This is a genomic window from Glutamicibacter uratoxydans (assembly GCF_006539925.1).
Lineage (GTDB): Bacteria > Actinomycetota > Actinomycetes > Actinomycetales > Micrococcaceae > Glutamicibacter > Glutamicibacter uratoxydans.
Genome location: NZ_BJNY01000018.1, coordinates 63,912 through 75,721, shown reverse-complemented (window position 1 = coordinate 75,721; position 11,810 = coordinate 63,912). Strand labels below are relative to the sequence as shown.

The 11,810-nt window shown below is 59.6% G+C and carries 11 protein-coding genes; 6 read left to right on the top strand and 5 right to left on the bottom strand.

Going from position 1 to position 11,810, the window contains the following annotated elements:
- The first annotated feature begins 103 nt into the window (after nucleotides 1–103).
- From AUR04nite_RS14500 to AUR04nite_RS14485, 5 genes are all read left to right on the top strand, one after another.
- Entirely contained in the window at nucleotides 104–2,077 is a 1,974-nt protein-coding gene (locus AUR04nite_RS14500) for a M13 family metallopeptidase (RefSeq protein ID WP_141366379.1), read from the top strand.
- Between the two features lie 74 nt (nucleotides 2,078–2,151).
- Nucleotides 2,152–3,711 (top strand): lysine--tRNA ligase, encoded by a 1,560-nt coding sequence (gene lysS, locus AUR04nite_RS14495; protein WP_141366377.1) that lies wholly within the window; start codon nucleotides 2,152–2,154, stop codon nucleotides 3,709–3,711.
- 5 nt (nucleotides 3,712–3,716) lie between these two features.
- Nucleotides 3,717–3,884 carry a hypothetical protein gene (locus AUR04nite_RS17960; RefSeq protein ID WP_170184223.1) on the top strand — a complete coding sequence of 56 codons (168 nt, stop codon included), beginning with the start codon at nucleotides 3,717–3,719 and terminating at the stop codon, nucleotides 3,882–3,884.
- A gap of 72 nt (nucleotides 3,885–3,956) precedes the next feature.
- Nucleotides 3,957–4,340, top strand: coding sequence for a histone-like nucleoid-structuring protein Lsr2 (locus AUR04nite_RS14490; protein ID WP_246055545.1), 384 nt, complete (start codon nucleotides 3,957–3,959; stop codon nucleotides 4,338–4,340).
- A 266-nt stretch (nucleotides 4,341–4,606) separates the two neighbouring features.
- Complete coding sequence (locus tag AUR04nite_RS14485) at nucleotides 4,607–7,120, top strand: ATP-dependent Clp protease ATP-binding subunit (RefSeq protein ID WP_141366375.1); 2,514 nt, start codon at nucleotides 4,607–4,609, stop codon at nucleotides 7,118–7,120.
- 56 nt (nucleotides 7,121–7,176) lie between these two features.
- On the opposite strand, the gene AUR04nite_RS14480 is transcribed toward AUR04nite_RS14485, so the two are convergent.
- Nucleotides 7,177–8,430 carry an MFS transporter gene (locus AUR04nite_RS14480; protein WP_141366373.1) on the bottom strand — a complete coding sequence of 418 codons (1,254 nt, stop codon included), beginning with the start codon at nucleotides 8,428–8,430 and terminating at the stop codon, nucleotides 7,177–7,179.
- A 250-nt stretch (nucleotides 8,431–8,680) separates the two neighbouring features.
- Between AUR04nite_RS14480 and AUR04nite_RS14475 the strand changes: the two genes are divergently transcribed.
- Complete coding sequence (locus AUR04nite_RS14475; RefSeq protein WP_141366371.1) at nucleotides 8,681–9,145, top strand: hypothetical protein; 465 nt, start codon at nucleotides 8,681–8,683, stop codon at nucleotides 9,143–9,145.
- A gap of 63 nt (nucleotides 9,146–9,208) precedes the next feature.
- Here the strand turns inward: AUR04nite_RS14475 and AUR04nite_RS14470 are convergent, their stop codons facing one another.
- From AUR04nite_RS14470 to AUR04nite_RS14455, 4 genes are read right to left on the bottom strand one after another with little or no spacing between them, the layout of a single operon-like run.
- Nucleotides 9,209–9,655, bottom strand: a complete 447-nt coding sequence (locus AUR04nite_RS14470; RefSeq protein WP_141366369.1) for an iron chaperone — start codon at nucleotides 9,653–9,655, stop codon at nucleotides 9,209–9,211.
- Nucleotides 9,656–9,665: 10 nt separating this feature from the next.
- Nucleotides 9,666–10,073 carry a VOC family protein gene (locus AUR04nite_RS14465; RefSeq protein WP_141366367.1) on the bottom strand — a complete coding sequence of 136 codons (408 nt, stop codon included), beginning with the start codon at nucleotides 10,071–10,073 and terminating at the stop codon, nucleotides 9,666–9,668.
- A 51-nt stretch (nucleotides 10,074–10,124) separates the two neighbouring features.
- On the bottom strand, nucleotides 10,125–10,523 hold the full coding sequence (locus tag AUR04nite_RS14460; RefSeq protein ID WP_141366365.1) for a helix-turn-helix domain-containing protein: 399 nt from the start codon (nucleotides 10,521–10,523) through the stop codon (nucleotides 10,125–10,127).
- A gap of 3 nt (nucleotides 10,524–10,526) precedes the next feature.
- Nucleotides 10,527–11,741 carry an MFS transporter gene (locus tag AUR04nite_RS14455; protein ID WP_170184222.1) on the bottom strand — a complete coding sequence of 405 codons (1,215 nt, stop codon included), beginning with the start codon at nucleotides 11,739–11,741 and terminating at the stop codon, nucleotides 10,527–10,529.
- Nucleotides 11,742–11,810 lie beyond the last annotated feature (69 nt).

The window sequence follows — 11,810 nt, the reverse complement described above, 5'->3', positions numbered from 1 at the left end:
GTTTAAGCCGACAGTGGATAGCCTGCTCGAGCCAGCCTATTGATGGCAGAACTGATTACAGTGTGTAGTAGATTCAATCTCTTCTTCTACTAAGGGGTTTTCCTTGACTGCCGAAACCACCAATGCACTTCAATACCGGGATGATTCTATTCGCCCACAGGACGACCTGTACCGCCACAGCAATGGAAAGTGGTTTGAAACAGCCACAATTCCTAGCGATCAGGGAATCTATGGCTCCTTCATGGAGCTGCGGGACCAGTCGGAAGCAGCAGTCCACGAGCTCATTACCGAAGCAGTAGCTGCAGTTGAAGCCGGTGAAGAAGTCACTGATGCAACTAAGCGCATTGCGCACCTCTACGGTTCATTCATGAGTGAAGAGATTATCGAAGAACGCGGCGCAGCCCCTGTTGCCGGCTACCTTGAAGCAATCAATGAGGTCGACAGCCTAGAAGGCCTGCTCGAGCTATCGGGTGCTTTCTACCGCAAGGGAATCAGCGGATTCGTCGACATCGGAGCAATGAACGATGCTGGAGATCCTGAGCGCAACCTCCTGACCTTTCTGCAGGCAGGCCTGGGCCTGCCGGATGAGTCCTACTACCGCGAGGAACAGTTCGCCCAGACCGTCGCGGACTACCGCGAACACCTGACCCGATTGCTGGCCTTGGGTGGAGTGGCTGATGCTGATGCGGCAGCTGCAAGCGTCGTCGATCTCGAGAGCGCCATCGCTTCACACCACTGGGACCGCGTCAAGGTGCGCGATGCCCAGGCGCGCTACAACCTGCTCAACGGCGACGCGCTGTTTGAACTGATCCCGAGCCTGCGCACCTGGCTTGCCGGCGCTGGGATTGAAGAGAAGTACTTCGGCGAGGTTGTCGTATGGCAGCCAAGCTACCTGCAGGGGCTGTCTTCGCTGCTGAACGAGCAGCCGCTGCAGGCATGGAAGAACTGGCTGACCGTTCAGGTGCTGCGCTCCTTCGCGCCCTACCTCTCCAGCGCCTTCGTCAATGAGAACTTCGCCTTCTATTCGGCCAAGCTCGGCGGCGTGGAACAGCTCAAGGACCGTTGGAAGCGCGGCGTGACCTTCACCGAAGGCGCCGTCGGCGAAGACCTGGGGCAGCTGTATGTTGCCAAGAACTTCCCGCCGGAAGCCAAGACCGCCATGGATGCGCTGGTGCAGCGGCTGATCGAGGCCTACCGCATCTCCATCAGCAACCTGCCGTGGATGGGTTCGGATACGATCGAGAAGGCATTGGACAAGCTGTCCAAGTTCCGCCCGAAGATCGGCTACCCGGACCAGTGGATCGACTACTCGTCCATCGAGACCGACCCGCTGGATCTCATCGCCAACCGTGCGGCGGCCAACGAGTTCGAGTTCAAGCGCGAATTGAAGAAGATCGACGACGGCGTGGACCGTGAACTGTGGTTCATGTACCCGCAGACCGTGAATGCCTACTACCATCCGCTGCTCAATGAGATCGCCTTCCCGGCCGCGATCCTGCGTCCGCCGTTCTTCGACGTGGACCGGGACATCGCCTCGAACTTCGGTGGCATCGGAGCAGTGATCGGCCACGAAATCGGCCATGGTTTTGACGACCAGGGCTCGCAGTACGACGGCAGCGGCCAGCTGACCAACTGGTGGACCGACGAAGACCGGGAAGCCTTCGAGAAGCTGACCGGCAAGCTGGTTGAGCAGTACAACGCGCTGTCGCCTACCGAAGCTCCCGAACACCATGTCAACGGCGCACTGACCCTGGGCGAGAACATCGGCGACCTGGGCGGATTGGGCATCGCCTACAAGGCCTACAAGCTCGAGCTAGCAGCCAATGGCATCGTCGAGGATGAAGTGATCGATGGTGTGACCGGAGACCAGCGATTCTTCTACTCCTGGGCAGAATGCTGGCGCACGCTGATCCGCCCGGAGACCGCGGTGGTCCGCGTGACCACCGATCCGCACGCTCCGGGCGAGTTCCGCTGCAACCAGGTTCCGAAGAACCTCGACGCATTCCACGCGGCATTCGACACCAAGCCGGGAGACGGCATGTGGCTCGAGCCCGAAGAGCGCGTAGTGATCTGGTAATCGCATTTTAGGTGCGGCAAGCATGAGCTTGCCGCACCTTCTGCGTTAAAGCACAGGCCGGTGTAAGTCTGGTCATGCTCGACTGGAAACCCCGAAAAATCAACGTAGAATGGGTTATTGTGACTTCCGAAAATAATTCTGCACAGACCCCTGATCCAAACGACCAGCGCCAGGTCCGCACCGATAAGCGCAACCAGCTTCTGGCCAAGGGCGAGGAAGCCTACCCAGTGGGCATCGCCCGCACCCATTCGCTGCAGGAGGTCCGCGAGAAGTACGCGCACCTTGAAGCAGGAGAAGAGACCGAAGACGTCGTAGGCGTCGTCGGCCGCATTGTTTTCATGCGCAACACCGGCAAGCTCTGCTTCGCCACCTTGCAGGAGGGCGGCCCCAAGGGCGCCGGCACCCGCCTGCAGGTCATGCTGTCGCTGGCCAATGTCGGCGAAGAACGTCTTGCAGAATGGAAGTCTCTGGTCGACCTAGGCGACCACGTTCTGGTGACCGGCAAGGTCATCTCCTCGCGCCGCGGCGAGCTGTCCGTCATGGCTGATTCCTTCCAGATGGCCTCCAAGGCGTTGCGTCCATTGCCGGTGCTGCACGCCGATTTGAACGAAGAAACCCGCGTTCGCCAGCGCTACGCAGATTTGATCGTCCGCAACGAAGCCCGCGAGATGGTGTACAAGCGCGCGGCCATCGTCCGCGCTGTCCGCAACACCCTGGAGTCGCACAGCTACGTTGAGGTCGAGACCCCAATGCTCCAGCTGGTCCACGGCGGCGCTTCGGCCCGTCCATTCAAGACCCACCTGAACGCCTTCGACCAGGAAATGACCCTGCGCATCGCCACCGAGCTGTACCTCAAGCGCTGCGTCGTCGGCGGCGTCGACCGGGTGTTCGAGGTCGGACGCATCTTCCGCAATGAGGGCGTCGACTCGACCCACTCGCCGGAGTTCACCACCCTCGAGTGCTACGAGGCCTACGCCGACCAGTACGTGATGGCAGAGCGCATCCAGGAAATCATCCTCAATGCCGCAGACGCCATTGGCGCCGGCCGCACCATTGAAACGTCCAAGGGCACCATCAACCTGGACGGTGAATGGCGCTGGCTGAGCGTATACCCCGGCCTGTCCGAGGCTGTAGGCGTTGAGATCACCCCAGAAACCGAAGCTTCGGTGCTGCGTGAAATCGCGGAAAAGCACGAGGTGAAGTTCGATCCTGCCTGGGGTGCCCAGAAGCTGGTCATCGAGCTCTTCGGCGAAATCGTCGAGCCTACCCTGATCGATCCGACCTTCGTCTGCGACTACCCGCCGCTGGCTCAGCCGCTGGCGCGCCCGCACCGTTCGAAGCCGGGCGTCATCGAGGCATGGGATCTGATCATTGGCGGCATGGAGCGTGGCACCGCGTTCTCAGAGCTGATTGACCCAGTAATCCAGCGCGAACGCCTGACCGAGCAGTCGCTGCTGGCAGCCGGCGGCGACCCAGAAGCAATGCAGCTTGATGAAGATTTCCTGCGTGCTCTGGAATACGGTGCCCCGCCAATGGGCGGCATCGGCTTGGGCATTGACCGCCTGGTTATGCTCTTTACCAATGTCGGTATTCGAGAGACGATTCTATTCCCACTACTCAAGCCGGAGGCATAAATACCATGCCATATGTAGAGGCGTTAGTTCCAAGCATCGCCCTTGGTCTGCTTTTCTGGTATGTCATTAAAGGCATTTCGAATGCGGATCGCAAAGAACGCCAAGCTGAAGCTGAAGCAGATGCGTTAATTGCACAGCATGCGCAGGCAGATACAACTTCAAGAGACAAATAGAGTTTTCTGACAATTTCTTGTGAATTCCAGATTGAATTCGAATTGCTTCGTTATAAAGCCTATACTTGAGCAATGAAAATGGGGATGTCGCAGACTAAGACACCTCACGACATTCAAGCCGGAGGGAATTCTCAAATGGCACGTCAGGTTCAAATTGCACTGATTGACGATATTGATGGCAGTGAAGCATCCGAATCAATTGCCTTCAGCATCGCTGGTCAGCATTTTGAGATTGATTTGAACGATGAGCATGCAGCACAGTTCCATGCAGCTATCGAGCCTTACATTGAAGCAGCACGTTCTTCTAAGCAGACTGCCGCAAGTGAAGCTCCTGCAATCCGCGCATGGGCTAAGGAGAATAACATCAAGGTTAATGCTCGTGGTCGCCTAAATGCCGAGGTTGTTGACGCTTATAACGCTGCAATGCGTAAGGGTGGACGAGCCCGCACTAAGTAATTTAATGTGCTTTGGAACAGCTTCCACATCAAGGGTCGGTACATGTTATGTACCGGCCCTTGATACGTTAATTGGATTAAAGATAATTAGCATTGCAATTTAGTTGGTGTGCTAATGAATTTCGGAATAAGGGAGAAAAGTCCTCCGGAAAGATCTGAAGCATCTGTGAAGTAAGTGCTGGCGGTTATCCCCGTGGCGAACAAGGCAGAATTGCACGGCTCGTGTGCGTAGCATCGAACTATTGGTAAGCAAGGAGTGTGCCGAAGATGTTTGAGAGATTTACCGACCGTGCCCGTCGAGTTGTCGTGCTCGCCCAAGAAGAGGCGCGCATGCTCAACCACAATTACATCGGCACCGAGCACCTGCTGCTCGGTCTAATCCACGAAGGTGACGGAGTAGCCGCCAAGGCGCTCGAGTCGCTGAATATTTCGCTGGGTGCCGTCCGCGAGCAGGTTCAGGAGATCATCGGCAAGGGCCAGCAGGCTCCTTCCGGTCATATCCCGTTCACTCCTCGCGCCAAGAAGGTTTTGGAGCTTTCACTGCGTGAAGCTCTGCAGCTGGGCCACAACTACATCGGCACGGAGCACATCCTGCTCGGCCTGATCCGCGAAGGCGAAGGCGTGGCAGCCCAGGTGCTGGTCAAGCTCGGTGCAGACCTCGGCCGTGTGCGCCAGCAGGTTATCCAGCTGCTCTCCGGCTACCAGGGCGGCAAGGAAACCGCTTCGGCCGGCGTCAGCTCCGGCGGCCAGCAGGAAGGAACCCCAGCCGGTTCCGCAGTGCTGGACCAGTTCGGCCGCAACCTGACCGCCGCAGCGCGTGAAGGCAAGCTCGATCCGGTCATCGGCCGCGAGCACGAGATGGAACGCGTTATGCAGGTCCTCTCCCGCCGCACCAAGAACAACCCTGTGCTGATCGGCGAGCCAGGCGTCGGCAAGACCGCAGTCGTCGAGGGCTTGGCCCAGGCGATTGTGCGCGGCGACGTGCCGGAGACCATCAAGGACAAGCAGCTGTACACCCTGGACCTCGGTTCACTGGTGGCAGGCTCCCGCTACCGCGGCGACTTCGAGGAACGCCTGAAGAAGGTCCTCAAGGAGATCCGCACCCGCGGCGACATCATCCTGTTCATCGACGAGATCCACACCCTGGTGGGCGCCGGTGCCGCCGAGGGCGCCATCGATGCAGCCTCGATCCTGAAGCCAATGCTTGCCCGCGGCGAGCTGCAGACCATCGGCGCCACCACGCTGGATGAGTACCGCAAGAACATTGAGAAGGACGCAGCGCTCGAGCGCCGCTTCCAGCCAATCCAGGTCAAGGAGCCTTCGGTGGAGCTGACCACGCAGATCCTGCGTGGCCTGCGCGACCGCTACGAGGCGCACCACCGCGTGACCATCACCGATGGCGCGCTGCAGGCTGCCGCCCAGCTGGCACACCGCTACATCTCCGACCGCTTCCTGCCGGATAAGGCAGTGGACCTGATCGATGAGGCAGGCGCCCGCCTGCGCATCCAGCGCATGACCGCTCCTCCTGCCCTGAAGGAGATGGACGAGGAAATCGCCACCGTCCGCCTGGAGAAGGAAGCTGCGATCGACGCACAGGACTTTGAGGGTGCAGCTTCGCTGCGCGACAAGGAGTCCAAGCTCATCGAGGCCCGCAACGACAAGGAAAAGGCTTGGCGCAACGGCGACCTGGATGAAGTCTCCGAGGTCACCGAGGAGCTCATCGCCGAGGTTCTTGCAAACTCCACCGGCATCCCGGTAGTGAAGCTGACCGAGGAAGAGTCCTCGCGCCTGCTGAACATGGAAGCAGAGCTGCACAAGCGTGTGATCGGCCAGGATTCGGCTATCAAGGCCATCTCCCAGGCAATCCGCCGCACCCGTGCAGGCCTGAAGGATCCAAACCGCCCAGGCGGCTCGTTCATCTTCGCCGGCCCAACCGGCGTCGGCAAGACCGAGCTGGCCAAGGCGCTGGCAGAGTTCCTCTTCGGTGAAGAAGATGCACTGATCACCCTGGACATGTCCGAGTACTCGGAGAAGCACACAGTTTCCCGACTCTTCGGTGCCCCTCCAGGCTACGTCGGCTACGAAGAAGGCGGACAGCTGACCGAGAAGGTCCGCCGTCGTCCGTTCTCCGTAGTGCTCTTCGACGAGGTCGAGAAGGCTCACGCCGACCTGTTCAACTCGTTGCTGCAGATCCTGGAAGATGGCCGCTTGACCGACTCCCAGGGCCGCGTGGTGGACTTCAAGAACACCATCATCATCATGACCACGAACTTGGGTACCCGTGACATCTCCAAGGGTGTCATGACCGGTTTCCAGGCCGCCGCAGATACCCGCACCGGGTACGAGCGCATGCAGGCCAAGGTGCAGGAAGAGCTGCGTCAGCACTTCCGCCCAGAGTTCCTGAACCGTGTTGATGACATTGTGGTCTTCCCGCAGCTGAGCCAGGAAGAGATCGAAGAGATCGTCGACCTCTTCATCGGCCGCCTGCGCAAGCGCCTGGACGAGCGCGGCATCGAGATCGAGCTGTCGGCCTCGGCCCGCAGCCTGCTGGCACACCGCGGCTACGACCCAGCTATGGGCGCCCGCCCGTTGCGCCGCACGATCCAGCGCGATATCGAGGACCAGCTCTCCGAGCGCATCCTCTTCGGCCAGATCGTCACCGGCCAGAAGGTCGTCGTGGACGTCGAGGGCGAGGGAGACAACCAGAAGTTCGTCTTCCGCGCCGAAGGTGGCCACGGCCAGCTGGAAGGCGAGCCTGCACCAGCTGAGCTTGAAAGCTAAGAACTAGCAACCAGGGCGTTGGATCCGGAAACATCCGGATCCAACGCCCTTGGTGTTTAAGCTGCTGCATCTTCCAGCTCGGTGAGCTCATCTGCAGCGGTTCCCAATCGCAGCGATCGGACAGATGGAAGTAGCAACGGTGTCAAAGCCGCAAGCAACAGCACGCCAGCCATGATGCCCACCAAAAGGCTTTGTTGAACTACTCCGGCTAACAGGCCGAAGGCGAGGTAGCCCAGTGGTACCGGGAGCAGCTGGCCGAAGGTGCTGATCGAGGAGAGTCTGGATTGCAGCTGCTGAGGAATCTGCTCCTGGAAAAATGCGGACCAGCTGACGATTGAAATATCCAACGCCACTCCGGCTGCGACTACGCAGACGATGACTGCCCAGAGCGGTAAATTCAACGCCAATGCCGCCAGAGGCAGGGACTGCGTTGCCAAGCAGAGTGATACCGTCAGCCCTACTCGTTGTGGACGCACCGAAACGGCAACCAATGATCCGCCCACCAGTCCTGCTGCAAAGCCGCCGCTGATCAAACCCCATGCAGCGGCTCCGCCCATGGATTGCTCGGAGATGACCGGTCCAAAGAGCTGGAATCCTACGAGCCACATCAGGACCGTCACTGCAGACTGCGCCACCATCACCATGTACCAGCGACGAGCCTTGAAGTGGCTGAACCCTGCTTTGAAAGATGCGAACGCAGAGTCCTTAGATGGCATGGGGGCTGGCAGCTTAATGGCGGCAAGGAAGAACAGGGAAATCAAGAAGGTCGCGGAGTTGAACGCCAGTGCCCAGCCAGGGCCGAATACGGCAACCAATATGCCGCCGAGAGCTGGGCCTAGGACTCTTGCAACGTTCAAGGGCAGGCGCAGCACCGCGTTTGCGGCCACCCGTTGATTAGCCGGAACCAGTTGGGCAATGGAGCCCTGCGATGCCGGCTGGAAGAATGCCGAAGCGCTGCCCAGCAGCAGTACCGAGGCTGCAAGCATCCACAATTCTGCCCTGCCCAAGATCAGAAGCAGCGCGATGCCACCTTGGACGATGCCAGAGACCAGATTGCAGACGACCATCACACGGTCCCGGCTGACGCGATCTCCGAGCACGCCGCCGGCGAGCAGCAATAGGACTTGAGGTGCGACGTTCAATGCGAGGAGCAGACCAAGCCACTGCGGCCCGCCGCCGGCGTCAAGGGCAGCGAACGCAATTGCTACCGGGGCTGCGGTAGAACCGAGCGAAGAGATGACTCGACCGATCCAGAAATTGCGGAACTGGCGGTTCTTGAGTGCTTCGCCTGATTCCTTGATTCGTTGCATTTGAGGGTCTCACACTTCGCTTTCGTAGTCCCTCATGATCCTGCCAAGCGAGGCGCGCGAATACTAGGTTCAGTTCATCAAAGAAGCTGTAGCGAACGTACCTTGAAGTATTAGAACAGCGGTCGATGCTGGCCGTAGCGCTGTGAGTGAGGTCAAATTTCGTCGGACTGTTTCAGAGTCACAGAAGCGTAAGATTCTTAGATTTTGCTGCAGTGTAGAGAATGCTGGACTGAACCCTTAGGCTGTTGGTATGTCTAGTCGGCAGAAAATCATCATCCTATTGATAGCCCCAATTGCGTCATTGGCTGCTCTAGGTACGCTCTATCTGCTACTGACTCCGGAACTCCCGCAGGGGATTGTGCGCCATGTTGGGGCCCAAGGACCAGGATATTCGCCGCCGGGGCTCGTCATTGGAAGTATGGCAGTCATCTCGCTGTTTTGCTTCTCCATCGGTGCATGGACCTGCCTCGATTTCACGTCGCTAGGGCATTGGTATCCTGGGCCTAAATCAATAGTCGTCTGCTTTTTGGCCGGCGGATATGCAGTCATTGTCTTGGCCATTACGACGTTATTTTCATCGCTGGGACCAGCTATTGCATTGGACGCCAGCTCGCTGGGATACGGATTATTGGCCCTGATCTTGGCCTTCGCGGCGGCCTCGATGGTCCTTGTCCGGGCATTGCCGCGAGCCAAGGAAGAACTGCTCGAGAACTAGCGGCAGCGGGCCGGAAGCATGGTGTCTAAGAACCTGCTTGCCAACCCGCCGCCAGCAGAAAAATCAGCGGCCTACCGACTTCGCAACGAGCTTGGCGAGCTTTTCTTCGAGCCCGTCGTCAAGTGCGGTAATCGCAAACGAAGTTGCCCACAGCGTGCCGTCATCCAATTTTGCCGCATCATTGAAGCCGAGCGTCAGATAGCGGGCGCCAAACTTAGCTGCATCCTGGATGAAGCAGAGGATGTTTCCATCCAGTGCGTAGGCCGGCATTCCATACCAAGTTTTCGGCTCCAGCTCCGGCGCCGTCGTAGTGATGATCCTGTGCAGGGCCTCGGCCAGCACCTTATCGGTTCCCTCATAGGATGCGATCTTTTCTTCGACCGCGGCGCGCGCGGCCGCGGCCTTTTCCGCCTTGGTCATGCGCTTCTTTGGTGCGCGGACCTCAGCGGCGCGCTCCTTCATCGCTGCCTTCTCTGCCTCTGAGAAACCGCTCTGTTCGTCGTCAGCCATGGTGAAGCTCCTAGCCCGCTTGGTTGATACGGATCATATTGCCCGAGGGGTCGCGGAATGCGCAGTCGCGTGGTCCCCAAGGCTGCACCTTCGGCTCTTGAAGCACCTCGGCTCCACTGGCCGCAAGTGCCTCAAATGTAGCATCGAGGTCGTCAACCGAAAAGACGAAGGGGCCGAAGTTTCCCTTGGCCACCTGCTCGGCGATGATCTGCGCATCTTGTTCGGAACGGCCAGCTCCTGGGGCGGAGAGCACGATGCTGAGACCGGGTTGTGCGGGGACGCCGAGGGACACCCAGCGGAAGTCGCCGTTGGCAACATCGGAGAGGACGCCCAGGCCCAGGCCGTCGCGATAGAAGGCAAGAGCCTCGTCGACGTCCAGGACGATCAGCGGAATATGTTGAACTGAAATATTTGCCATGGCTACAGCCTACGGATACCGTTTGGCCAGGACTTCTTCAAAACTGCTGGATCAAAAACGCTCGGGACGCATCAGGATTTTGGCGATGCAGGAAGGGATCTGTTCGGTGTCTTCGTGGTCGCGCTCCCTATAGGCCGACGGCGATTCGCCGACCACCTCGGTGAAGCGCGTGCTGAAAGACCCCAGCGAAGTCCAGCCAACCTGCATACAGGTATCGGTGACCGAAACTCCCGCGCGCAGCAGATGCATTGCCCGTTCGATCCGGCGGGTCAGCAGGTAGGAATGCGGGGTTTCGCCATAGGCCCGCTTGAATTCCCGGGAGAAGTGGGCGGGGGACATGAGCGCCTGCTGGGCCATCGTGGGCACGTCCAAGGGTTCGGCGTAGCTGCGGTCGATGTGGTCCCGCGCTCGCCGAAGGTGGGCCAGTGTCTTGAGGGCTTGGAGATCCATCGGTCAGGATCTCTGTCGTGCCCGAAGCACTAGGTAGATCCCCAGCGCCGTGCATGCAGTGTAGATGCAGATGACTGCAATCCACCCTGCTGCAAAACCTCCGGAGGAGCTGATCAGCATGCCCATGGCCAATGGCCCGACGGTGAACCCGCCAAACTGGCCCGCGGTCACGATGCCGCTGGCGCTGCCCATCCGGCTGGCGGGAATCGCGCGCAGCAGCGCGGCCATGAGCACCACAGAGACTCCGAGGGCAGAAGCGCCGTGCAGGACGACCGCCAGCCACAGCAGGATGGTCGAGTGCCCCAGCAGTGCGCCGAGGAAGCTGATCCCGCCTGCCATTGCGAGCAGCGCCAGAAGCAGCAGCAGCTTGGGTGCGGATACGCCGCGGGCCATCATTTTTCCCCAGCCGATGCGTGCGCTGACACCGACGACGCCCACTACTGCAGCGGTCAATCCGCCGGCGACTAGGGAGAAGCCAAGCTCTCGGACGGCGAACAATGCTACGTAAACGTTGGTTGCCTGAACCCCCACGCCGTTGATAAACCCAAAAAGCGTCAATGCAAAGACTATGAAGCGCGTGGAATCATCGGGCTTGGCAGCGACCGGCGCCGCACTGATCCTTTGCCTCGGCGCACCGGCCGGAAGCAGCGGCGTTGCAGCCAAGATGCGTACTGCGAGAACCGCAAGCGCTGCGGCGAGCACTGCGCCGATGGCGGAAGCCCCATGCCAGCCGATGAATCCTGCAAGCAGGGGGAAGCCGACGCTGCCCACCAGTTGTGAAACCTGCACGCCCGACTGCTTGATGCCGGTCCATCCAATGCGGCGGTCGGCGGGCACGCGCTGGACAAGAATGCGGTTGGTCACCCCATTGGGGAAGGACTGGGCGAACCCGGCAATTCCTGAGGCGGCCAGCAAGAAGATGTAGCCAGCAGGAATGGCGGCGACTGCCATGGCAAGTGCTGCAATGCCGAAGACAATGGCCAGCAGCTTCGCATCGGGCTGTCGGTCGGAGTACCTTCCAAAGACCACGTTGCCGATGGTGCCGCAGCCGAAGCATACGGTTGCCAGCAGGCCGAACTGGGTTTCGCTGATGCCGAGATCGCTGATCACCAGGTCGCTGGTGGCGCTCAGGCCGTAGTTGAGCAGGGGAGCGATGCCAACGGCCGCAAGCAAGATGGACAGCAGCCCAAAGCCGGGGCCTGCAGACTTCGTCCTCATGCTCTTCCTTCACCGTGGTACCAACAGCAGCCGAAGCCAAGTCTCGCACAGATCGATATTGGGTTGGCG